This is a genomic window from Campylobacter magnus, assembly GCF_028649595.1.
GTDB classification, from domain to species: domain Bacteria; phylum Campylobacterota; class Campylobacteria; order Campylobacterales; family Campylobacteraceae; genus Campylobacter; species Campylobacter magnus.
The window spans coordinates 123,400-144,595 of record NZ_JAQSLK010000002.1; the positions used below are offsets into that span (position 1 = coordinate 123,400).

At 32.4% G+C, this 21,196-nt stretch carries 28 protein-coding genes; 22 read left to right on the forward strand and 6 right to left on the reverse strand.

Annotation, left to right across the window (positions count from 1 at the left end; all coding sequences use genetic code 11):
- Window positions 1-24 precede the first annotated feature (24 nt).
- Genes PTQ34_RS03135 through PTQ34_RS03145 form a run of 3 tightly spaced genes read left to right on the forward strand, consistent with a single transcriptional unit; the run spans window position 25 to window position 824 of the window.
- Complete coding sequence (locus tag PTQ34_RS03135; RefSeq protein ID WP_273932047.1) at window positions 25-249, forward strand: hypothetical protein; 225 nt, start codon at window positions 25-27, stop codon at window positions 247-249.
- 12 nt (window positions 250-261) lie between these two features.
- Window positions 262-537: a type II toxin-antitoxin system YafQ family toxin gene (locus tag PTQ34_RS03140; protein WP_273932048.1), complete on the forward strand. Its 276-nt coding sequence runs from the start codon at window positions 262-264 to the stop codon at window positions 535-537.
- An 8-nt stretch (window positions 538-545) separates the two neighbouring features.
- Window positions 546-824 (forward strand): hypothetical protein, encoded by a 279-nt coding sequence (locus PTQ34_RS03145; RefSeq protein WP_273932050.1) that lies wholly within the window; start codon window positions 546-548, stop codon window positions 822-824.
- 82 nt (window positions 825-906) lie between these two features.
- On the opposite strand, the gene PTQ34_RS03150 is transcribed toward PTQ34_RS03145, so the two are convergent.
- The 6 genes from PTQ34_RS03150 to PTQ34_RS03175 all read right to left on the reverse strand — a co-directional run bounded on the left by PTQ34_RS03150 (window position 907) and on the right by PTQ34_RS03175 (window position 4,285).
- A complete protein-coding gene (locus PTQ34_RS03150) occupies window positions 907-1,524 on the reverse strand; it encodes a recombinase family protein (RefSeq protein WP_273932052.1) in 618 nt (205 codons plus the stop codon).
- Complete coding sequence (locus tag PTQ34_RS03155; protein WP_273932054.1) at window positions 1,524-1,982, reverse strand: nucleotidyl transferase AbiEii/AbiGii toxin family protein; 459 nt, start codon at window positions 1,980-1,982, stop codon at window positions 1,524-1,526. Before PTQ34_RS03155 ends, PTQ34_RS03150 begins: the two co-directional genes overlap by 1 nt.
- The gene (locus PTQ34_RS03160) at window positions 1,969-2,289 is read right to left on the reverse strand and encodes a hypothetical protein (RefSeq protein WP_273932056.1); all 321 of its coding nucleotides are present in this window, start codon (window positions 2,287-2,289) and stop codon (window positions 1,969-1,971) included. Before PTQ34_RS03160 ends, PTQ34_RS03155 begins: the two co-directional genes overlap by 14 nt.
- A 54-nt stretch (window positions 2,290-2,343) precedes the next feature.
- On the reverse strand, window positions 2,344-2,793 hold the full coding sequence (locus PTQ34_RS03165; protein ID WP_273932057.1) for a hypothetical protein: 450 nt from the start codon (window positions 2,791-2,793) through the stop codon (window positions 2,344-2,346).
- Between the two features lies 1 nt (window position 2,794).
- Window positions 2,795-3,106: a hypothetical protein gene (locus tag PTQ34_RS03170; protein WP_273932059.1), complete on the reverse strand. Its 312-nt coding sequence runs from the start codon at window positions 3,104-3,106 to the stop codon at window positions 2,795-2,797.
- A gap of 102 nt (window positions 3,107-3,208) precedes the next feature.
- Window positions 3,209-4,285: a Fic family protein gene (locus tag PTQ34_RS03175; protein WP_273932061.1), complete on the reverse strand. Its 1,077-nt coding sequence runs from the start codon at window positions 4,283-4,285 to the stop codon at window positions 3,209-3,211.
- 147 nt (window positions 4,286-4,432) lie between these two features.
- Between PTQ34_RS03175 and PTQ34_RS03180 the strand changes: the two genes are divergently transcribed.
- The 19 genes from PTQ34_RS03180 to PTQ34_RS03275 all read left to right on the forward strand — a co-directional run bounded on the left by PTQ34_RS03180 (window position 4,433) and on the right by PTQ34_RS03275 (window position 21,152).
- Window positions 4,433-4,717 carry a TrbC/VirB2 family protein gene (locus PTQ34_RS03180; RefSeq protein WP_273932063.1) on the forward strand — a complete coding sequence of 95 codons (285 nt, stop codon included), beginning with the start codon at window positions 4,433-4,435 and terminating at the stop codon, window positions 4,715-4,717.
- A gap of 20 nt (window positions 4,718-4,737) precedes the next feature.
- Complete coding sequence (locus tag PTQ34_RS03185; protein WP_273932065.1) at window positions 4,738-7,515, forward strand: VirB4 family type IV secretion/conjugal transfer ATPase; 2,778 nt, start codon at window positions 4,738-4,740, stop codon at window positions 7,513-7,515.
- Complete coding sequence (locus PTQ34_RS03190; RefSeq protein WP_273932067.1) at window positions 7,496-8,281, forward strand: type IV secretion system protein; 786 nt, start codon at window positions 7,496-7,498, stop codon at window positions 8,279-8,281. The genes PTQ34_RS03185 and PTQ34_RS03190 overlap by 20 nt, the downstream gene beginning before the upstream one ends.
- Before the next feature lie 8 nt (window positions 8,282-8,289).
- On the forward strand, window positions 8,290-9,309 hold the full coding sequence (locus PTQ34_RS03195; protein WP_273932069.1) for a type IV secretion system protein: 1,020 nt from the start codon (window positions 8,290-8,292) through the stop codon (window positions 9,307-9,309).
- 21 nt (window positions 9,310-9,330) lie between these two features.
- Window positions 9,331-9,534, forward strand: a complete 204-nt coding sequence (locus tag PTQ34_RS03200; RefSeq protein WP_273932072.1) for a hypothetical protein — start codon at window positions 9,331-9,333, stop codon at window positions 9,532-9,534.
- On the forward strand, window positions 9,531-9,770 hold the full coding sequence (locus PTQ34_RS03205; RefSeq protein ID WP_273932074.1) for a hypothetical protein: 240 nt from the start codon (window positions 9,531-9,533) through the stop codon (window positions 9,768-9,770). Before PTQ34_RS03200 ends, PTQ34_RS03205 begins: the two co-directional genes overlap by 4 nt.
- Window positions 9,771-10,445, forward strand: coding sequence for a virB8 family protein (locus tag PTQ34_RS03210; protein WP_273932076.1), 675 nt, complete (start codon window positions 9,771-9,773; stop codon window positions 10,443-10,445).
- Window positions 10,442-11,344 (forward strand): P-type conjugative transfer protein VirB9, encoded by a 903-nt coding sequence (gene virB9, locus PTQ34_RS03215; protein ID WP_273932078.1) that lies wholly within the window; start codon window positions 10,442-10,444, stop codon window positions 11,342-11,344. The genes PTQ34_RS03210 and virB9 overlap by 4 nt, the downstream gene beginning before the upstream one ends.
- Window positions 11,345-11,397: 53 nt before the next feature.
- Window positions 11,398-11,565, forward strand: a complete 168-nt coding sequence (locus PTQ34_RS03220; RefSeq protein WP_273932080.1) for a hypothetical protein — start codon at window positions 11,398-11,400, stop codon at window positions 11,563-11,565.
- Between the two features lie 7 nt (window positions 11,566-11,572).
- A complete protein-coding gene (gene virB10 / locus PTQ34_RS03225; RefSeq protein WP_273932082.1) occupies window positions 11,573-12,706 on the forward strand; it encodes a type IV secretion system protein VirB10 in 1,134 nt (377 codons plus the stop codon).
- The gene (gene virB11 / locus PTQ34_RS03230; protein ID WP_273932084.1) at window positions 12,706-13,701 is read left to right on the forward strand and encodes a P-type DNA transfer ATPase VirB11; all 996 of its coding nucleotides are present in this window, start codon (window positions 12,706-12,708) and stop codon (window positions 13,699-13,701) included. The genes virB10 and virB11 overlap by 1 nt, the downstream gene beginning before the upstream one ends.
- A gap of 2 nt (window positions 13,702-13,703) precedes the next feature.
- Entirely contained in the window at window positions 13,704-15,596 is a 1,893-nt protein-coding gene (locus tag PTQ34_RS03235) for a type IV secretory system conjugative DNA transfer family protein (RefSeq protein WP_273932086.1), read from the forward strand.
- Window positions 15,589-16,026, forward strand: a complete 438-nt coding sequence (locus tag PTQ34_RS03240; protein ID WP_273932088.1) for a cag pathogenicity island Cag12 family protein — start codon at window positions 15,589-15,591, stop codon at window positions 16,024-16,026. Before PTQ34_RS03235 ends, PTQ34_RS03240 begins: the two co-directional genes overlap by 8 nt.
- 9 nt (window positions 16,027-16,035) lie before the next feature.
- Complete coding sequence (locus PTQ34_RS03245) at window positions 16,036-17,097, forward strand: hypothetical protein (protein WP_273932089.1); 1,062 nt, start codon at window positions 16,036-16,038, stop codon at window positions 17,095-17,097.
- 296 nt (window positions 17,098-17,393) lie between these two features.
- Complete coding sequence (locus tag PTQ34_RS03250) at window positions 17,394-17,900, forward strand: hypothetical protein (RefSeq protein ID WP_273932090.1); 507 nt, start codon at window positions 17,394-17,396, stop codon at window positions 17,898-17,900.
- A 79-nt stretch (window positions 17,901-17,979) separates the two neighbouring features.
- On the forward strand, window positions 17,980-18,117 hold the full coding sequence (locus PTQ34_RS03255; protein WP_273932092.1) for a hypothetical protein: 138 nt from the start codon (window positions 17,980-17,982) through the stop codon (window positions 18,115-18,117).
- A gap of 14 nt (window positions 18,118-18,131) precedes the next feature.
- Complete coding sequence (locus PTQ34_RS03260) at window positions 18,132-20,501, forward strand: DNA topoisomerase (RefSeq protein ID WP_318532613.1); 2,370 nt, start codon at window positions 18,132-18,134, stop codon at window positions 20,499-20,501.
- A 10-nt stretch (window positions 20,502-20,511) separates the two neighbouring features.
- Window positions 20,512-20,832, forward strand: a complete 321-nt coding sequence (locus tag PTQ34_RS03270; protein WP_273932093.1) for a DUF7768 domain-containing protein — start codon at window positions 20,512-20,514, stop codon at window positions 20,830-20,832.
- Between the two features lie 80 nt (window positions 20,833-20,912).
- Window positions 20,913-21,152, forward strand: coding sequence for a hypothetical protein (locus PTQ34_RS03275; RefSeq protein ID WP_273932095.1), 240 nt, complete (start codon window positions 20,913-20,915; stop codon window positions 21,150-21,152).
- Window positions 21,153-21,196: the final 44 nt, after the last annotated feature.

Below are 21,196 nucleotides of genomic sequence, written 5' to 3' on the forward strand. Positions count from 1 at the left end.
ATTATATTACACAAAGGAGCTAAAATGAGCGGAATTTTGATTAGACAAATAGATGATACTCAAAGCATAAATTTTGATGAAATAGTGGCATTTGCTAAAAGACTTTTTGAGAATAGAATATCTATTGAAAAAATAGATGATTATTCGCCAAACGATGAAACAATACAGGCTATCAAAGAATGTGACACTGGTAAAGGCTCTACTCGCTATGATAGCTATGATGATTTTTTAAAAGAGCTAAATACCTAGAGGAGACCTTAAGTGCTAGAATTGTATATTGAAAATTCTTACAAGAAAGACCTTAAGAGAGTTGTCAAACAAGGTATAAAAGCTAATATTGGAGCAGATATTATTTATAGACTTCAGTGTCAATTACCATTGGATGAAAGACAACGGAATCACGCATTATCTGGTGACTACTCTGGATATTATGAATGCAAAATTATGCCCGACTTGCTTTTGGTATACAAAATAGTGGGTAATGAATTGCATTTAGTAAGAATTGGTTCACATACTGAATTATTTAAAAAATACTAGGAGAAATAATGAAAAAGCAAGATTTTAATGCTATTTTTAGTCAAGCAAGTAAAAGCGGTGTAACATCTCAAAAAACATTTGAAAAAGCAAGCAATGCCAAAAAAGTAGGCAGAAAAGCAAAAAATGAGAGCGAGAAGTCATCAGCAAGAGTGCTTTTGTATTTTACGCCTGCTGAGTTTGGAATTTTAGAGCAAATCGGTGCTGAAAAATTTATGGGAATGTCAGCGCAAGCGGTAGCTAAACAGCTAGTTTTAAGCTATATAAAAAGTTACAATAAAGCAGATTAAAATTTGTAATTTTTGGCTAAATTGTAGTTAAAATAAACGAGCGTTAATTTTATCAAATTAAAACAAAAAGTTAGCTTAATTTTTATTTTTTTGTCAATTTTCTATCTCTACAAAACCAAGCTAAGCTGGCATAAGTTTTTTTGGACTTTTTGTAGAGTTTTTCATAAATCGCTCTTATTGTTAAGCCCTGAGATAAAAGCTCCTTGATTTTCTGCTTATCTTTATCAAAGCTAGATAATCGAAGCCCTTTTGGGCGACCTAGAATTTTACCAGCAGCACGAGCTTTTTCTAGCCCTGATTTTGTTCGCAGGCTAATAAACTCACGCTCACTCTCGGCAAAATACGAATATATTGCCACTAAAAGTTTTGATATAGCACCTCCTTCATTGAAATTTGAAAGCTCTCTTTGGCGTAAAAAAAGCAGCTTTACACCTTTTTTGTTTAGCTCATTTATAAGCTCGATCACTTCAAACATACTACGGCCAAGCCTAGATAACTCGCAAGTAATTAGCAAATCATCTTTTTTTAGTTTTCTAAGCTCTGGAATTTTTCTCTTTTTTTCAGTCTTTCTAGTGGAAATTTCAACTTCTAGTATTTTGTCAAGTTTAATATTTTTTTCTGCGCAATATTGCTCTATTTCTAGTCTTTGAGAAGCTTTGTCTTGTTTGTCAGTAGAAACACGGATATAGGCTATATTCATTAACGCTCTTTACCTGTCTTTCTAGCCGAATTTTCTGGTGTTCTATTTGTTTTAAATTGTTCTATTGCTTTTAGTTGCAATTCTCTACGCTGAGCTTCAATAATTTTATTAGCGTCAACTTTTTCAACAGTATTAACCAAAAATGCTTTTTCCTTTTTAGTCAATCTATCTAAATCCCCATCTTCAAAATATGTCAAATTTTTAAGTAGATTAATGCTAGGAAAATCTCTGCCAAAAAAGTTAGGAAATTTTATTATAGCTTCGCTTAAGCGTTCAACTTCATTTCCTTGCTTTAAAATTGTATAAATATCAATATAGTCTTTATATTCGCTTCTATCGCAAGTTGCTTTTAGTTTTGTGATTAATAAAGAATTTAAATCAGCAAGTTTTAATATTCCGTCATCCGTATCTATTATTTCTTGTTGTCCTTTTGGTAATATTTCTTTAAATAGCTTCATTGTCTATACATTTCCTCTTTTTTAATTTTGGTATTATTGTATCTGAGCCATAAAGCCTATAATGCCAAAAATGCCAATTTCTAGCATCAAACCAGCCAGGCTGTGCTTGTTTTAGAGCCTCTTTTAAAAGCTCTTTATCAAGGCTTATTACCTTAATAAAATCTTCTACACTATTTGCTAAACACATAGCAGAAGCAATAAGGCGCAAGGTGTTGTGATTGATAGCATACTCGCTATCTTGCCACCAAATATATTTAGATAAGTCTTTTAGTGTTTCTCTATCCTTATTGCTAACACTAATAATCATTTAAGTCCTTTTTTTAAAATTTCATACAAAGTTGGTATGATGCAAGCAAATTCATTAACGCTCTCTATCTGTGCTTTTATCTTGGGTTTTTGATTTTTTTGGGTTGTGTCTTTGCAATGCTTCTAATTGCTTTTGTCTGCGAGATTCTTGCGTTTTTCTTACTAATTCATCGTATTTTTCTTTGTTTTGATCTCTTTGCGCAAATTTTGATAAATCATCTACTTTTGGATTTAGCGAGTTACTTTTTCTTATTCTTTTAACTGCAAATGTAAACCAATCTATTTCCTCTCTTGCTAATTTTACAACTTGTCTAGCTTTAAAATCGCTTATGGGTGTATTCGATATATAGCAAGAACCTTGGTCGTGCTCTGAAAAATTATGTTTTTTTAAAAAATTACCTAGCTCGCTATAAGCATTCGTATAAACGCCTCTATAATAAATATCTTTCAACATATTTGTATCTAAATCAAAATTTAAAATTTTATAATATTTTACATTATCCACATTAGCTCCAAACACCTACATTTTCAATCTTTGCGCAATATTTAATATCTTCTATTGAGCCATCATCATAAAACTCTATCCAGCTTTTTGTGCTTTTTGTAAACCAAGACATTTCAAGCAAATTATCAAACACAAATATAGCCATATCGGATTCATCATCATTTTGACCTTTTGTATGATATTCTCCGTTTTTAATTTTAATTAAGTTATTTTGTCTAGCGATTTCATTGATGAATTCCCACATCTGCTCCACGCTCATACCGCTTAATTTGCTTGCTTTTTGCTCATCTAGCTCAAATCTTGTTCCACGCATTTTTATCCTTTTATATTTTGTTTTTTTTATTAGTCGTGTTAAAAAAAGGTCAAAATTTTAACATATTATTAAAATGTGTTAAAAAAAATACACTTTTCAGTTTCATTTTATATTAAGTCCTTTTTTTAAAATTTCATACAAAGAAAGATTAACAAAATAACTATATTTACCTAATTTTACGCATTTAAAAATGCCTAAATCTTGGGCAATTTTTAAATATTTTGCTGCGGTTTGTCTGGTAATTTTAAGGCTATTCTCAACACTTCCTATTTTGGTATATGGATATGAAAAAAGTAACTCTATAAAATCTTTGCTATAAATTTTGGGCTCTTTTTCTTGTAAAAGATTTCCAAATTTTTGCATAGCTTGGTCAATTGATTTTATCATATCCACTGATGCGGCAGCAGTTTGTTCTATGCCTTTTAGAATATATTCTATCCACTCATTCCAAGTTGATTTTTCGCTTACAGATCGCAAAAGCCTATAATACTCGGCTTTATTTTTAATGATATACGCACTTAGATATAAGATAGGCAAATCTAAAAGTTCTTTATAAACCAAATACAAAACATTTATTATGCGGCCAGTTCTACCGTTGCCATCGTAAAATGGATGAATAGTTTCAAACTGATAGTGAATTATTGCCAATTTTATAAGCGGATCTATGTCATCTAAATCATCGTTTATATATTTCTCCAAATTTGTCATTAAACGAATTATGTCTCTACTATTTTGCGGAGGGATATGTTTTATTTCTCCAGTTGATGGATTTTTTAGCATAGTGCCACTTTGAGTGCGAAAGCCAGCGCAATTTCTTTCTAATAGTTTTTGTATTTCCAAAATATGCTTATTAAGCAAAAGATTGTCTTTTTTTATAAGTGAATATCCTTTTTTTAGCGCTACTTCGTATCTTAAAACTTCTTTTGTGCTTTGTGTGATTTTACTTTCATCTATCTGTGCTGCAAATAACTCATCGTGAGTAGTAATGATGTTTTCTATTTCGCTTGAATCTTTGGCTTCTTGTAATACAAGTAAATTTATTAAAATATCTTGATTTGGAATAGTTTTAATAAAACCATTTAGTTCACCAAGCCTGCGAGAAGCTAAATTTAATGCCTTATAAATTTTTGGCGTTAATTCTAGCTCTACAGGCAGTTCTTTTGGTATAAATTCTTTCATTTTTACATCATCTTTTTTGTAATCAAAATTTTGTTTATTTGGATAAAAATAATTTTATCCAAATATTGAAATATCTAGTATTCTAACTAGTTTTCCCTTAGAAAAGTATTAACGCTCGTTTAAATTCAAACTAAGGAGAAACGAAAAATGAAAAAGAAAAACCTTTCTTTTTTGGTGTATTTAACACCTTTTATTCTTACGAATGTGGCGTTAGCTGCTGGCGGTGGTGGTATTGATAAGGTTAATGACTTTATGCAAAACCTCTCAACTGCATTATACGGTATTGGTGCTGTTGTGCTAACTATAGCATTTATGTGGGCAGGCTTTAAAGTTATGTTTCAAGGTCAAACGCTTAGAGAAGTCGCACCAGTATTTATTGGTGGTGTAATTGTTGGTTCAGCATCTGCAATAGCAGCTTATATAATCTCTTAAAAGAGAACAAGTAGGCTATTATGAAAGCGCAACCTTTGTTTAAAGGTTTGACACGCCCAGCGATGATATTTGGAGTTCCTATTGCTCCATTTATTATCGCAATGGGTAGCGTCTTACTGATTTGTTTTTATACTCAATACATCTTTTTAAGCATTCTTTGCCTGCCACTATATTTCGTGCTTAAAGAAATGACTAAAAAAGATAGTTTTATTTTTAGATTGGTATTTTTAAAAATGAGATTTTTCACTAACCCTTTTTCAAAAAAATTCCATAAGGGGCAAGCATATTCTGCGCAGTCTTATGGTAGTTTTTCAAAAAATACATTGAATAATGTAGAATATCCTAAATTATCTGTTGCCAACTTAAACGCTGAACCAAATTTTGAAAAACTTATTCCATTTAGCACAACAATAGCTGATGGTGTAGTGCTTACTAAAGAACATTTGCTTGTTTCTACTTTTGAGCTAGATGGAATAAGTTTTGAGTGTGAAAGTGATGATGAGCTGGATGCTAAAAATGATTTGCTTAATATGTTTTGTAAAGCTTTTGCAAATGAGCCAGTAAGTTTTTACTTTCATAATGCAAGACACAAAGTAGCCCAAAAGCTTCACGGCAATTTTGACAATGAATATTTAAAAGAAATTGATGAAAAGTATTATGATGGTTTTAATGGTGTAACATTATTTAAAAATAGTCTTTTCATAACTATGATTTATGCTCCGATTGGAAGATTAGAGAAAAAAGTTTTTAGCAAAAATTCTATTGCGAAAAAAGAGCAACTTTTTAAAAAGTTTCTTAAAAAACATAATGAATATTTATTAAGGCTTGAAAGCAATTTAAGTGCTTTTAATCCTAGACTTTTAGGCAATTATGAAAAAGATGGAAATCTTTATAGCAAACAGCTAGAATTCTATAATTTTATATTGGGCGGCAAGTTTTTGCCAGTAAGAATTCTGCCAGCACAAATTTCGCAATATCTTACAGGAGGTGTTAATCACATCTATTTTTCACAAGATACTGGTCAGATTAGCTATAACAATGATGAGGAAAACAAATTTTTCCGTATCATTGAAATAAAAGATTATACTAATGCTACTTACGCAGGAATTCTAGATGCTCTAATGTATATGAATTGCGAATATACATTAACACAAAGCTATGAGCCTTTTCCACTAATAGAAGCAAAAGCAGCTCTTAACAAACAAAGAAAGCAGTTAATCGCTAGCGAAGATGACGCTGTTTCTCAAGTAGAGGAGCTAGATTTTGCGCTTGATAGTTTGGCTAGTGGTGATATTGGTTTTGGAAAATATCATTTTAGCTTAACTATCTTTGGGGATACATTTGAACAATGCAGAAAAAATACAAATGAGGCTATAACTTATTTAAATGAAATTGGTTTGATGGTAGCTACTGCTTCTATAGCTTTACCAGCTGCTTATTTTTCTAGTATTCCTTGCAACTTTACAATTAGACCAAGAATAAACCTAGTTTCAAGTTACAATTTTAGCTCACTTATTGGATTACATAATTTCTATGCTGGCAAAGCTAATAATAATTGCTGGGGTGAAGCAGTTTGTATTTTAAAAACTCCAAATAAATCAGCTTATGCACTTAATTTTCATCAATCAAATAGAAATAAGAACGATTTTGGTGAGCTATTTTTGGCTAATACTTTGATTTTGGGTCAAAGTGGCGGTGGTAAAACTGTTTTTATGAACTTCACTTTTGACCAAATGCAAAAATATGCTGATCCTGCTACTTTTCCAGAAGGAACACCTGATGATAAGAAAAAAATGATTTCATTTTATCTTGACAAAGATTTTGGTGCTAAAGGAAATATTTTAGCGGCTGGTGGTAGATATATTGAGATTAAAAATGGTGTGCCTACTAATTTTAATCCGTTTTGGGTAGAAAATACGCCTGAAAATTTGCGTCAGCTAAAAGCCTTGATGGCTATGCTAGTTACTAGAAAAGATGAGAAACTAAACGCCAAAGAAGAGAAGCAATTAGGTGAAGCAGTAGAGTTTATTATGCGTGAGTTTGAAATGCACGAACGCAAATTTCCTATTTCGCTTATGCTTGAAAACTTAACAGAGGATGTTAATGATACAAATTCTTTAAAAGCAAGATTAAGTGCATTTAAAAAAGGAAAACAATTTGGCTGGGTGTTTGACAATGAAATTGATTGCCTAGACTTCCCTGATGATATTCGTATTTATGGTATAGATGGAACTGAATTCCTAGATGATAAGGATGTTAATGGAATTCTTAGCTATTACATTTTATGGCGTGTAATGAATTGCGCTGATGGACGCAGATTTGTTTGCGATATTGATGAGGCGTGGAAGTGGCTTGAAAATGAAGTAGTTGCAGAAGAAGTCAAAAACAAGTTTAAAACAATTCGTAAGCAAAATGGTTTTCTAAGGCTTGCTACACAAAGTGTAGAAGACTTTTTGCGCTTGCCTATAGCAAAAACTTTAATTGAGCAAAGTTCTACAAAAATCTTTTTACCAAATCCATTGGCAAAAGAAGATGATTATGTAAAGGGTTTAAATCTTAGCAAAGAGGAATATGAAATCATCAAGGCGTTTATTCCTACAAATAGACAATTTTTAGTAAAACGACAAGATGAGAAAGTAATAGCAACACTAGATTTATCATCGGTTGGCAAAGAAAATTTGATGATACTTAGCACTGGTGCTAGCTATATTGATACGATAGATAAGATTTTTTCACAAGAAGATAAAACGCTACACGAAAAAATTAAGGAGCTTAAAGATGTGTATAAAAATGCTTAAATCAAAAGTGGTTCTTGTTAGTTTAGCAAGTAGTTTAGTTTTTACTAATGTAAATGCTATGACTGTAGCTGATCCTGGCACACACTCTCTTGTGGCCAGCTTAATGTCTACAAATGCTGGTCACTTTGCACAGGTTATTGCTCAGCAAGCAAAAGAAGTTGCTCAATGGGCTGATCAAAAAACAAAATGGGCTCAAGATTTAGCACATTATGCAAAAGAAATACAAGCGTATAAAGATCAGCTTATAGCAACAACTGGTGTAAAAGATTTGGTTTCTAGTTTTAATGAGCTAAAAGGTGCTTATGACAAAATGGAAGAGCTCTACAAGTGGGGTGAAGAGATTGTAAATGATCCAGCTAGTTTTGCGAAAGATTTGTTTAAAGACACTTGGAAAGACTACAATAAATTTGATGGTTGTTCTAAAATGAGCGGTGAAGCTCGAGCTTCTTGCTATGCTAGCTTTGCTAAGGATGTAACTACAGCTGGGTTAAACAAAAAAGCATTAGAAAACTATAAAGAAGTTTCTAAAAGCTCTGATAAGCTTGGAGATAAAATTAAAGAAGCAGAGGACATTAAAGCTAGCACCGATGTAGGTAATTTAATCGCAAAACAGCAATTAGACTTAGCTATACACGAAGCTAGAAAACAAGCAATGCTACAAGAAGTAGAAGCTAAGGCAAAGCTAGAAAAAAAACAAGCTATAGAAGCTTCAGTAGAAGAAATGATGAAAAATAGAGATGATACTAAATACTTCACTTCAAAATAGGAATTTATATGGCAACAACAATTTTTAGCGAAATTCAAAGTGGAGTAGATGAAATTTTAAAAATTTTCACTGACGCTACTTTGAATGAAAAATTTACTTGGGTTCAAGGTTCATTAGCTGCTATTTTAACTGTTGTTATTATGTATAAAGGGTTTCAAACTTTAGCTGGCAGAACTCAATCGCCCATTAAAGAGCTTGTATGGGATATATCAAAAAAGCTTTTAATAATAATGTTTGTCTTAAATATCAATGGTTGGTTTACTCAATCTAAAGAGCTATGCGATGCTTTTTATGATTGGGCTAGTGCTAAGCAAAATTTTTATGGTCAGCTAGATACTATAACTGATAAATATGTGGAGGCTATGAATTCATTTTATAAAAGTATTAGCGTTGGACTTTTTGATAGCACAAATATAGTAGGTCCTGTATGGTGTATGCTGTGTTTAACTATAGGCTATATTTTTATAGCTTTAGCATTTGCCTTTACGCTAATTACAGCTCAATTAACTAATACTTTGCTTATATTTGTTCTGCCTATTGCATTGTTTGCGCTGATGTGGGAGAGAACAAAACAAATGTTTGGACAATGGCTTAATATGTTTATATCTAATCTAATTGTGCTGATTTTATATTCCGCATTAGCTGATATGGTTATTAGAGTATTTCAAACCACCTTTACATTGGGTGTAACAAATATACCAAATGGTTATCCTTTTTTTTCAAAAGGAATAAGTATCTTATTGACTTCAATTATGCTTGTAGTAGCTATAAAAATGGTTGTTCAGATAGCACAAGGTTTAGCTAGTGTTAGCCTAGATAGTGGTGCTGGTGCAGCCGCAGCTGGTGTTATGGGTAGCACAGGTGCAGCTGTTGGTATGGCTGGCAAAGCAGGCAAAGCTGTTGGTGGTCTAGGAGTAAAATCTTTGGGTGCTGGTTTTGCAAGCAAGGCAGCAGGAGGTTCATTTTTAGCTGGAGCAAGTGGGTTTAATAGGCTTAAGAAGTTTTTAGGCAAAGGTGGTAATCAATAAAAATTTTGAAAATGTGAATTTATGGGAGGTAAAACAATGAAACAATTTCTAACATTATCACTTTTATGCGCTTTATTTGGCGGTTGTGCTGGATTAAAGCCTAAAAGTGATGATATGCCAAGACAAAGGGTTAATTATGACTATTTATTTGCTAAAGAAATGAAGCCAGTAAATAGTGATGATGAAAAAGCTAAATTATTAGAAAGAATGGAGAGTAAAAAATGAGTATTAGCGATGTTGTGGATATAAGAAAATTAATTGATACTGAGCCTTTGGAATATTTGAGAGCTTTGAGAGAAAATCAATCAAATTATAAAGAAATTGTGCTAGAGGAAATAAAAAAAAGGGAAGATTACAAAAACGCTTTAATTAAAGAGTTCTTAAATAATCTTGGTGAGTTGGCTCTATATAAGCAAGAGCTTTCTAATATTGAAATGAATAAAAGCAAAGGAGAGAATTAAATGGCAATCAATAGTAAAAATTTTGATAGGCAAGCATTGGATTTTGAAACAAGTCTTAGCTATATGGCTAAAAAAAGCACTCAAAGAGCTTGGATAGTAGCTTTTTTTTCAGTTATTGTAGCATTAGCAAGCGTTCTTGCAGTTTCTTTTCTAACTCCATTAAAGACTGTTGAGCCTTATGTTATTAGAGTAGATAATGTAACTGGAATGGTTGATATTTTAACTACGCTAAATGAAGAAAAAATCACTAGCAATGAAGCTCTTGATAAGCATTTTATTACTCAGTATGTAAAAGCAAGAGAAGGTTATTACTATGATATGCTAAACAAAGATTATGTTTTAGTCCAACTTCTTTCTAGTCCTGAGGTTGCAAGTGATTATCGCTTAATTTACGAAGGAGAAAATGCTAGAGATGCGGAGCTAAAAAATAATTATCAAATAGATCCCCAAATTCTAAGTATTGTTTTGAATAATTCAAATGGAGTTAAGATTGCTACTACGAGATTAAAGCTAAAAATATTTAATAAATCTACTCAGGGTATAGTGGAAAAGATGATCGTTGTAACTCTAAGTTATGATTACTTTTTAGAGGCTATAAGAGAGCAAGACAGACTAGATAATCCGCTGGGCTTTAAAGTTCTTAATTACAGAGTTGATGAGGAGATTGTAAGATGATGAAGCTTTTATGTCTTCTTTTTATAACAGCACTCGAGATTTTTGCGCTAGAAATTCCTAAAGGAAGCAGCCTAGATAGACGCATCACTTCAGCACCATATGATGTAAATAATGTAATAAGACTAAACGCTAAGGTTGGTTTTGTTTCAGTTGTGGAGTTTGCCAAAGAAGAAAATATTGTAAATATGGCAACTGGCTTTAGCGAAGGCTGGGATTTAACAGCAAAAGGTAATTTGCTTTTTGTTACTCCAAAATCACTTGTAACAAAAGTTACTGAAATAGAGACAAATGAAAAAGGTGAAACTAGGGAAGTAGAAAAAGACAGAACAATTACTCCAAATCAGTTTGAATGGAAAACAAATTTGGTGGTTAGCACAAATCTATCTATGTATGTTTTTGAGCTAAATTTAAATGGCGATAGCAATGTTTTTAAAATTAGCTTTATTTATCCTGATAGAGAAGTTGCTAAGCTAAATAAACTAGTCAAGCAAATGGAGCAAAAAAGCGAAGAAGCAATAGTTGATGCTGCTCTTAATAGAGTTTCAGTGCCTAGAAACTGGGATTTTTATATGTCAGTAATGTCAAATAGCGATAGTATTACTCCAAATTATGCGTATGATGATGGCGTTTTTACATATCTTGGCTTTGATAATACAAAAACTTTCCCTAGTGTCTTTGGATATGATGATAAGCAAGAACATATTTTAAACACTCATATAAAAAAAGATGGCAACTATGATGTGCTTGTTATTCAAAAAATAATGCCACAAATCGTTTTGAGAAGTGGCTCAAAAGTAGTGGGTATTGTCAACAAAGGTTATGCTAAAAATCCAGTTGAAAAGACACAAGAAACATCAAATGATGAAATGGTTGAGCGTATTTTACAAAACGCAAAATAATTTTAAGGGAATTCAAGCTTTTAGCTTGAATTCTGTTTGCTAAGGAGAATTAAATGTCTTTTGAAACTGAAAAAGAAATAAATGCGGCTTTAAGTGTGTTAAGTAAGAATATTAGCAAAATGCTTTTGCTATTGCGTGATCTTGAAGTAAAGATAAATGATACTAGAAATGATGTAAAAAACATTCTAGAAAGAATTGAGGAAATAGAAAATGGAAAATAACAACAATATGAATGAACAGCGTAATCAGTTGGCTGGAGAGCAGACTGAGAATTTAAAAAATCCATTTTGGGCATATGCGTTAATAGGTTTTAGCGTGGTTGCTATTATAATAATTTTGGGTGGAATTTTCATTTGGAAAAATTTTAGCACTGATGAAGCAAAAGAAAAAAATAAAACTAGCTATGAAAATAAGGAAAAGCGTAACTTTGTTTCAGCTATTATCGAAGATAAAAAATTTGAGCAAAATACCACAGCAGAGCCACCAAAATCTATGATTGTTGAAGCAAATAAAACAACTAAGAAAAAGGTCACTCCTCCGATAATTACCAAAACTGGCTTAGTCGTGGGCGATGCAGCTAATACTGGAGTAGGAGTTGATGATAGCGAAAGCAGTAGAAAATTTAGAAGATCACAAATGCTATTTAATTTTGGTCAAGCTGAGGATGATAGTGGAAATGTAACACCAAAAATGAGTGGCGAAGGTAATGGTAATGGCGAGATTTATAGCCCTACTGCTGCTTATTTTTCTAATTTTGATCAAAACTTATTGCTTTCAAAGGGCACTTATATAGGTTGTTCTTTAAAAACTAGATTAGTAAGTGATATAAAAGGTGGTATAGCTTGCGTGGTTAGCAATGATGTGTATTCAAACAATGGAAGAACTCTACTTATTGAAAAAGGTTCTTTAATAACTGGAACTTATAGCGGAGCTTCTATAGAGGAAGGTATGGAGCGTATTTATGTGATTTGGCAAGAAATACGCACTCCAAATAATATTATTATACCAGTATTTAGTGGAGCTAGTGATGAACTTGGTGGAGCAGGCATCGTTGGTTGGGTTGATAATCACTATTTTAAACGCTTTGGCTCAGCTATTTTAGTTTCAGTGATTGATGATTTTATGTCAGCTGTTTCTACTCGTTTGAGTGAGAGAAAAAATAATGGCAATGGCACAAATACGACTAATTACTTTAATCCGCAAGCCACACAACAGCAGGTTAATGATTTAGCAAGTAAAACGCTTGATAAGATGATTAACATTAAACCCACTCTTTATAAAAACCACGGAGATATAGTAGGAGTTTATGTTAATAGGGATATTGATTTTAGAAATGTTTACGAGCTTAAAAGGAAAAAATAATGAGTGTTTCATTAGAAAAATATGCTAGAAAATATTTCGGTATTTATTTAGATGATGATAATATAACCGAGATTTGCTACAACGGAGATGATAAGCTTTGGACACAAAATACTAAGGGTATTTGGGAATGCCACGAAACAGAACTTGATTTTGATGGCGCAAACGCTTTTGCGCAAGCAAGCGGTGCCTTTAAAGAAGATCAAATCAATCAGGCTAGACCTATTATGAGCTGTATTTTAGTAACTGGAGAGCGTGTGCAGATTGTAATGCCACCAGCTGCTAAAAGAGATCATATCAGCATTACAATCCGTAAGCCTAGCAAGGTGCGTTATACTATCGATGATTATAAAAAAAGTGGTATTTTTGATAGCATAAAAGCACAAGATAGCAACAAAAATAAAACACCAAATGATGTAGAGCTTTATAGCTTATATGAAAATAGAAATTGGGCAGAATTCGTTTCCAAAGCTGTTGCGTATGGTAAGAATTTAGTAATTTGTGGAGAGACTGGTTCAGGTAAAACAACTTTTATGAAGTCTCTTATAGATTTTATACCAACAACTGATAGATTAATTACTATTGAAGATGTCGAAGAAATTAAATTCTATGAGCATAAAAATTTCGTTCAGTTATTTTATCCAAGTGAAGCAAAAAGTGGAGATTTTCTAAATAGCGCAACGCTTTTGAAATCTTGCTTGCGTATGAAGCCTGATAGAATTTTGTTAGCTGAGCTTCGTGGGGCTGAAACTTACGATTTTGTAAATGTTTTAACCAGTGGACACGGAGGAAGTATTACTTCTTGCCACGCTGGAAGTTCTGCTGATTGCTTTAAGCGTCTTGGTATGATGATTTTACAAAATCCACAAGGTCAGCATATACCATATGAGATTATTCAAAAAATGCTTTTTGATGTTATTGATGTAATTGTTCATTTATATGCACACGCTGGTAAAAGGCATATTAGCGAAATATACTTTAAAGATTTGGTGAAATAATAATGAATGCTGGACAAAAAGTATTTATAGGCATTGGGTTTGTAGTTTTAGCTATATTCTCATATTTTATCAGCGGTATGATAACTTGCGCTGTTTTGCTACACGAGGCACTAGGCAAAAGTGGTTTATCACGCTTTAAAGAGTATTGGAATTTTAACTTTACCTATCAAGCTATTGCAGAATATGGAGAGTATAAGGCAATAGGTATTTTCTTTGGTGTTTATATTTTTGCTATTTTATTTATAGTTGCTGGAATTCTTGTATCAAAGAAAAAACAATCACTACACGGTGATGCTAGATTTGCAACTTTTAGTGATATTCAAAAACTAGGTTTATTTGGTGATAGTAAAAACTATGTTAAGCGTGGGATAATTATAGGCAAATGGAATAATAAATTTCTAAAATTTGGTGGTCAGCAATTTGTGGCACTTGGCGCGCCAACTCGTAGTGGTAAGGGTGTAGGTATAGTTATACCAAATTTGCTTCACTGGGAAGAGAGTGCTGTTGTTCAAGATATCAAGCAAGAGTGTTTTGATTATACTTCAAAATATCGTGCTGAAAAACTCGGTAATGAAGTTTATTTGTTTAATCCTTTTTCACTAGAAACTCATAGATATAATCCTTTTAGTTATATCGATATGAGCGATGAATTGGCAGCAGATAACCAACTAATAGACTTAGCAAATATAATTTATCCAACCAGTGATGATGAAGATAAAAACTTTTGGCCGAGACAAGCTCAAAATCTTTTTATAGGTCTATGTTATTTATATAGAGATTTGGCTTTAACTGAAAAAGGCAGAAATTTCTTATTTACTTGGGGGCTTAGTGTCGAGTTTAATTTCTATGGCTTACTCCAGCTCTCTAAAGGTTTGGAAATCGTAGCCACTGATAAGAACAATAAGAAGGTAGAAGTTATTACTGGTGGACTTGCTCCAACTTATGAGTTTTTAAAAGAAGCTGGTATTTTGGGCGATGCTACGATTAGGCGTTTAAGCTCTTATATGCAAGTTAAGAGTGAAAACACTCAAAGTTCTATTATGGCAACTTTTGTCTCGCCACTTTCAAGTTTTGAGGGCGAAACTTTAAGAAGAGCTACCGAAACAAGTGATTTTGATTTTAGAGATTTGCGCAAGAAAAAGATGACAATTTATATTGGCATCACTCCAGATCAACTAGCAAATGCTACTTTTTTATTGAATGTGTTTTGGTCTCAACTTATGACAATTAACACTAAAGAACTGCCGCAGCAAAATGCTAAATTAAAATATGCTTGCTTACTTTTAATGGATGAGTTTACCGCTGTTGGTCGCATAGCTATTTTACAAAAAGGTGTTAGCTTCATTGCTGGATATAATCTAAGACTTTTAATGATTTATCAATCTCGTTCGCAATTAGAGACGCCTGCGCCTATGGGATATGGTAAAGAAGGTGCTCAAACATTGCTTACAAACCACGCTTGCCAAATTTACTATGCGCCAAAAGAACTAGCAGACGCAGAAACTCTCTCTAAGCTCTTAGGCAATACTACTGTTAAACAAACCTCTCGTTCTAGTAATTATGGTCAAAGTGGTGGCGGTAGCAGAAGCATAAGTGAAACACATAGAGCTTTAATGTTACCGCAAGAGCTTATAAAGATGGATTATTCAAAAGAAATCATTTTGATTGATAGTGGCCACCCTATACTTTGTAATAAAGCTTTTTATTATAGTGATAAAGTCTTTATGGATAAGTTTAAAGAGATTGCGCCAAGTTTAAAATCTATAGAAGGAGTGCCAAATAGAGATGTATTTGAAAAAGCTATTTTAGCTGGAGAATGTAGAGTGAGGCGACCAAATGAAGTGGTTAAAGAAAACAATGATGAAAACACCAAACAAGGAGAAGAAAATGAATAAAAAAATAGTTTGCAGTGCGTTAGTAGCTGCTTTTGCATTTGCTGGTTGTAGCATAAAAGCACCTGAACCAAAAAATGCTTTTAAAGGAGAGCAAATGACGATAAACAATCGTTTGCTAGATAGACAATATCATTTTGTTCCAAAAGATAGTTATTTGGAAAATTTGAATTATAGCTATGAGCTTTGGGTTAGAAAACAAGGAGGCTATATGTTGCCTAATGAGTTAGTCGTAAAAACATTTATGCTAGCTCACAACTCAAATAAGATCGTTCTTTTGGGGAAAGAGCCACTACTTAGTGAGTATAAAGCTTATTTTATTAAAAATGGTGTTATGGCTGATATTTATATTCAACCACTTGATAATGCAGATGGAATTTTTGATACTCAAGTGCAAATGCTGTTCTTTAATAAAAGAGTTGAAAGCAACTAAGGATAAAAAATGGACACCACAGCAGTAAATGAAACTGTTGTTAGTAGCGAGCAGAGCGATAGCTTTGCTCGTGCTGATAATGAAGTAGATAGAATGCCCTTTAATTTTAGAGGCGAGTTTAAACAATTTTATAAAAAAGCCAGCCAAGTTGAGAGTGGGTATCTTGGCTTGAGAGATCAGCTAAATGAGCTGACAAATGCTCTAAAAGAAAACAATTTTGATGAGTTTTTCCAAATGAACTCTATCACTGGAAAGATTGATGATTTATATAATATGTGGATTTCGGCAGTTGACATAGCCAACAAAGTCAATGCTTTTTTAGATGGAGGTTTGAGTAATAAAGATATAAACGACTTAAATAAGTTTATAACTATTGCCAAAAGCTCGCAAGAAACAAGGGAAAATTTTGAGATATTTTGTAAATCATTAGAAGAAACAAACAATCAGTTGAAAATTTTTAATGAAGAAGTGGGCAAGTATGCGGCAAACGAGACTATACAAGCACTAAAAGATAAAAATGAAGATATTATAAAAGGAGTTAATGATTTTAGTGAAAGATCAAAAAGGCTTTTTAATGATATGTTTGAAGCTAAAAAATCAATTATTGATAAATTTGCTAATGAAATAGAAGAAACTAGAAAAAAACTCATAAAAGCACATCAGGATGTAGAAGAAAAAATTACACAACTAGATGAAACAGCTAAAAAAGAATTAGAAAACTTTGATGAGAAGTTTAAAACTATTTTTGGAGACAAGCTGGTAACTTGGCAAAATTTGAATGTTTCAAATTATAAAAATTTTACTAAGTTTGCTTTTGGATTTTATGCTATGAATTTTTGCTTTGCTTTAATATTAGGTGTTTTGGGCGCAACTTTTATAGGCGCAAAAAAGAATTATGATGCTCAAGCAGAGATTTTAAGAGAAACAAATTCTGCTGTTCGCTTTTTAATAGAAAATGGAGAGTTAGAATTAAAAGAGGATGGCGGTAAAACCATCCTAAATTTTGCTGCCAAACAAAATTTATCTATCAAACACGAGGGAAAGATAGTTAAGCTAAGCCTAGATAAATAGCTAAAAATAACTAAATAAGGAGGACACTAGCGATGTAATTATATATCTTTATTCTTAAATTGGGCTTATTATATATAAGTAATTCAGAACAAGTTGCATTTTGCCAAACAAAAATTATTTAAATCAAACAATAGAAAGGTTAAAAAATGGCTATAAGTAGTCTATCACCAAACGGAAAAGTAATGCTGGAAATCCCAAATTCTCTAAATTATACAAATTCACAAGGAGAGCAAGCACTAAAAAATCCAGAAACTGCTCTAACTGAAATTGTCAGAGAAGTAAACAATGTAAACCAAATGGGACAAAGAACATCAGTAAGCATTCAAGATAAAAATGATGATTACACTAGATACTATGTAAATCAAACAAAAGATGGAAATTTAGTGTTGCAGCCAAACCCTGAAGCTCAAGTGGCTGGTAAAGAAGCAGTCTATTTTAATAAAAAATATGATACTGATGATAAAGGCAATGTAAAAAGAACTGAGCAGGGCGAGCCTCTATTTTACTTTGTTATGAATAAAGAGGCACCAGCAGCACAAGAGCTTTTAAATAATATGAAAGTAAAGGAAAACAATGGCTATCAAAATCTAGCAGTCAGCGTGCAAATAGCTAATCCTGAGCTTGCTAAAGAGCTTAAAGAGTATCAAAGACCAGAAGGGGATAACTCTAAAGTTGTAGCTATCCTTTCAAAAGATGAGATTAAAATCTCTACTGTAAATGAACTCGCAAGTGCAAAAGCTGAAAGAAGTTCGCAAGAGCAAACAAAAGCTGAGCCACAAAAGTCTCAGGATATGGACAGATAATTTATTAAGCTTGCACTAATACAAGTTGGGCTAGGGGCTTGCCCCTAGCTTTTTTTGTAAAGATACTAGGAGGTAAATAATGAGAGAGATAAGCAACTCTTTAAAGAAGAGAAAGAAAAATTTTTATTCGTGGTTATATTATGTTTTAACTTGTAAAAACAATGATAAAAACAAAACAATAGATGTTGCTAAAAAAGACACTAAAGATATTTTTTAAATAAGGAAAATAGTATGGATTTATATATAGCAGAAAAGCCAGAGTTAGCAAAAGCAATCAAAGAGGCTCTTAGTGGTGCTGAGAGTATCGCAAAGGGATATTTTATAAAAGGCGATAACATTGTAACTTATGCTGTAGGTCATTTATTAGAGCTTTATAAGCCTGACGATTACGATGAAAAATATAAAAATTGGTCTTTTGATTGTTTGCCGATAGAAATTAAAGAGTATCAATATAAACCAAAAGACAGCACAAAAGAACAATTAAAAATAATTTGTTCTTTAATAAATGACAATAGAGTTAGCAGGATTATTCACTGCGGTGATGCTGATGATGAGGGGCAAATTTTAATTGAAGAGATTTTAAATTACGCCAAAAACAAAAAGCCAGTTATGCGTGTTTTAATCAACGATTTAACCAAAGAAGCAATTCAAAAAGAAATAGCAGATATGAAGCCAAATAGCGAGTTTAAGCTAATAAGCGATAGGGGATTTGCTAGAAGCATTGCTGATTGGGAGGTAGGGATGAACTTATCACGAGCTTATACTATCGCTTATAGACTTAGAGGAGGACAAGGCGGCATTAGTGTTGGCAGGGTTCAAACACCTATTTTGAGTTTAATAGTTAATAGAGATTATGAGAATTCTAACTTTAAAAGCAAAGATTATTTTGCGATTAAAGCCAAATTTTCTTTGAGTAGTGGAGATAGCAATGTTGTAGCACCTTTGCTTTTAGACAAGGATGAAAGAATAGAGGATGAAAATAGAGCAAACGAAATCAAAGGCTCTAGTGTTGGCTTTTCTTTTGGTGTAAAAGTAAGTGCTACTGAAAAAAAAGAGGAACCACCACTCCCTTTTAATTTGCTAACATTACAAACATTAGCTAGCAAACTTTTTGGCTTTTCTGCTAAAAAAACACTGGAAGTCACGCAAACGCTAAGAGAAAAACACAAAGCTATTACTTATAACAGAAGTGATTGTGAATATTTGCCTACTACTGCTTTTGAAAATGCGCCAGCAGTTTTAAAAGCAGTTAGTGAAAATATTGGGTTAGATATTAGCAAGGCAGATACAAGCTATAAAAATAGAGCTTTTGACGATAGCAAGCTTTCTGCTCACTATGGAATAATACCTACTCAAGCTAAATTTGATAAAGCAAACCTTAGCAAAGATGAGCTAGATATTTATAGGCTTATAGCTCAAAGATTTTTAATACAATTTTTCCATCCTTGCGAATATATTAGCTATGCAATTAGCTTTGAAAAAGATGAAATATGTTTTAAAACGAATGCTAGGCGCAATATAAAACTTGGTTTTAAAGAGTTTTTTAGCGATACAAGCGATGATGATGAAATCGAGACAATAGGGACTGATTTGCTTATTTATAACAATACTACTGCTGATTGTAGTGATGTAATAATAAGCAAAGAAAAAACTAAGCCACGACCACTTTATACTATGACAAGCTTATTAAAAGACTTGAATAGTGTAGCAAAATATGTAAAAGATGAAAAAATCAAAAAACTTTTACTAGAAAAAGATAAAGAGAAAAAGGGTGAAAATGGTGGTATTGGAACGCCTGCTACTAGAAGTGATATGATAGAAAAGCTTATTAAGGAGCAGTATATAGAGATTAGTAAAGATAAAAAGCAGCAAATAAAATCTACCGATAAGGGTAAAAATCTCATCAGATGTTGCTCAAATTTGTTGGCAACGCCTGATATGACTGCTCTTTGGTATGAGTATCAAAAAGAAATTGAGGCAGGCAATAGAACAAAAGATAATTTTTTGTTTAGTGTAAAAAATGATATTGAAGTGGAAATTGAAAGAATAAAAAGCGGTGAGGAGTTTAAAATGGAAGTAAATAATAGTGGAATTAAGTGTCCAAATTGTAATGAGGGAGTGCTTGTAAGGCGTTTAAGCCAAAAGACAAAGAAATATTTTTGGGGATGTTCGGCTTATCCAAATTGTAGTGGTATTTTTGGAGATGACAATGGCAAGCCGATCTTAGAAAAAAAAGAAAAGGCACTAAGAGATGAGAATTCAATTGCTTGTCCAAAATGTAATAAAGGCTTTTTGATTGAGAGAGTTAGTCAAAAAGGCTTTAAATGGCTTTCTTGCTCTGAGTGGAAGGCAGATAATAGTGGGTGTGATGCTAAGTTTAAATACGATAATAATGGCAACATAGTTGATTTTGACAACACGCCAAAAAGAGATGAGAATTCAATTGCTTGTCCAAAATGTAATAAAGGCTTTTTGATTGAGAGAGTTAGTCAAAAAGGCTTTAAATGGCTTTCTTGCTCTGAGTGGAAGGCAGGATGTGATGCCAAATATTCAAGAAATGAAAATGGCGAACTCGTTGAGATGATTTTTAATAAAAATTAGGAGAGTAATAATGACAAAATTGGTTTATGTGGCAAGTCCGTTTAGTAAAATTGATAAAAAAAAGGCTTTTAAAATAGCAAAAAAAGCTTGTAAAAAAGTAGAAAGCTTCGATGTTAATTTTTATCCTATAAGCCCAGTCTTACTTTGGGGAGATCTAAAAGCAGAAGTTACGAAACACGATAGATATCGTAATTTAGAAGCTTGTAAAAAATTGCTCTTGGGATGTGATTTTATCTATGTGGCTAATAATAAGCATAGTAAGGAAAGTGAGGGAATATGCTTAGAATTATTGATTGCAGAAGAAAACCACATTAGACAATTAAAGGATTGATTTGTGGGAAACAATATTTATGTATAAACATCATATAGAAGTTTTAGATAAAGCAGAAAAACTGATGGGGAAGTGTAAAAATGAGTGAAATAAAAATTTGCGCCAACAAAGCACCTTATAAAGTTGAACCCAGTCATTCTTTAGAAAACTTTGCAGAAGCAAGAAAGCTAGAAAGTTTATTAGCCAAAGAAGCTTATTTGAAGATTGAAATTGATAGATTGGAAAAAGAATTAAAAAAGTGTTCTGTTGAAATTGAAGCTCTTAAAAATATTACAAATAAGGAGGCAAAAAAAGAACTTGATCTGTTTGACTGGCTATAGCAATCTATAGTAATTTTATAAAATCTTGTTATTAAAACAAGAAA

Bases quoted from the DNA above. Each gene is read 5' to 3' on its own strand.
- PTQ34_RS03275 (WP_273932095.1), top strand. From the start codon at position 20,913: ATGAGTGAAATAAAAATTTGCGCCAACAAAGCACCTTATAAAGTTGAA.
- PTQ34_RS03240 (WP_273932088.1), top strand. From the start codon at position 15,589: ATGAATAAAAAAATAGTTTGCAGTGCGTTAGTAGCTGCTTTTGCATTT.
- PTQ34_RS03270 (WP_273932093.1), top strand. From the start codon at position 20,512: ATGACAAAATTGGTTTATGTGGCAAGTCCGTTTAGTAAAATTGATAAA.
- PTQ34_RS03175 (WP_273932061.1), bottom strand. From the start codon at position 4,285: ATGAAAGAATTTATACCAAAAGAACTGCCTGTAGAGCTAGAATTAACG.
- PTQ34_RS03220 (WP_273932080.1), top strand. From the start codon at position 11,398: ATGTCTTTTGAAACTGAAAAAGAAATAAATGCGGCTTTAAGTGTGTTA.
- PTQ34_RS03210 (WP_273932076.1), top strand. From the start codon at position 9,771: ATGGCAATCAATAGTAAAAATTTTGATAGGCAAGCATTGGATTTTGAA.
- PTQ34_RS03255 (WP_273932092.1), top strand. From the start codon at position 17,980: ATGAGAGAGATAAGCAACTCTTTAAAGAAGAGAAAGAAAAATTTTTAT.
- virB11 (WP_273932084.1), top strand. From the start codon at position 12,706: ATGAGTGTTTCATTAGAAAAATATGCTAGAAAATATTTCGGTATTTAT.
- PTQ34_RS03260 (WP_318532613.1), top strand. From the start codon at position 18,132: ATGGATTTATATATAGCAGAAAAGCCAGAGTTAGCAAAAGCAATCAAA.
- PTQ34_RS03250 (WP_273932090.1), top strand. From the start codon at position 17,394: ATGGGACAAAGAACATCAGTAAGCATTCAAGATAAAAATGATGATTAC.
- PTQ34_RS03145 (WP_273932050.1), top strand. From the start codon at position 546: ATGAAAAAGCAAGATTTTAATGCTATTTTTAGTCAAGCAAGTAAAAGC.
- PTQ34_RS03150 (WP_273932052.1), bottom strand. From the start codon at position 1,524: ATGAATATAGCCTATATCCGTGTTTCTACTGACAAACAAGACAAAGCT.
- virB10 (WP_273932082.1), top strand. From the start codon at position 11,573: ATGAATGAACAGCGTAATCAGTTGGCTGGAGAGCAGACTGAGAATTTA.
- PTQ34_RS03155 (WP_273932054.1), bottom strand. From the start codon at position 1,982: ATGAAGCTATTTAAAGAAATATTACCAAAAGGACAACAAGAAATAATA.
- PTQ34_RS03200 (WP_273932072.1), top strand. From the start codon at position 9,331: ATGGGAGGTAAAACAATGAAACAATTTCTAACATTATCACTTTTATGC.
- PTQ34_RS03205 (WP_273932074.1), top strand. From the start codon at position 9,531: ATGAGTATTAGCGATGTTGTGGATATAAGAAAATTAATTGATACTGAG.
- PTQ34_RS03180 (WP_273932063.1), top strand. From the start codon at position 4,433: ATGAAAAAGAAAAACCTTTCTTTTTTGGTGTATTTAACACCTTTTATT.
- PTQ34_RS03245 (WP_273932089.1), top strand. From the start codon at position 16,036: ATGGACACCACAGCAGTAAATGAAACTGTTGTTAGTAGCGAGCAGAGC.
- PTQ34_RS03160 (WP_273932056.1), bottom strand. From the start codon at position 2,289: ATGATTATTAGTGTTAGCAATAAGGATAGAGAAACACTAAAAGACTTA.
- PTQ34_RS03135 (WP_273932047.1), top strand. From the start codon at position 25: ATGAGCGGAATTTTGATTAGACAAATAGATGATACTCAAAGCATAAAT.
- virB9 (WP_273932078.1), top strand. From the start codon at position 10,442: ATGATGAAGCTTTTATGTCTTCTTTTTATAACAGCACTCGAGATTTTT.
- PTQ34_RS03170 (WP_273932059.1), bottom strand. From the start codon at position 3,106: ATGCGTGGAACAAGATTTGAGCTAGATGAGCAAAAAGCAAGCAAATTA.
- PTQ34_RS03190 (WP_273932067.1), top strand. From the start codon at position 7,496: ATGTGTATAAAAATGCTTAAATCAAAAGTGGTTCTTGTTAGTTTAGCA.
- PTQ34_RS03195 (WP_273932069.1), top strand. From the start codon at position 8,290: ATGGCAACAACAATTTTTAGCGAAATTCAAAGTGGAGTAGATGAAATT.
- PTQ34_RS03235 (WP_273932086.1), top strand. From the start codon at position 13,704: ATGAATGCTGGACAAAAAGTATTTATAGGCATTGGGTTTGTAGTTTTA.
- PTQ34_RS03185 (WP_273932065.1), top strand. From the start codon at position 4,738: ATGAAAGCGCAACCTTTGTTTAAAGGTTTGACACGCCCAGCGATGATA.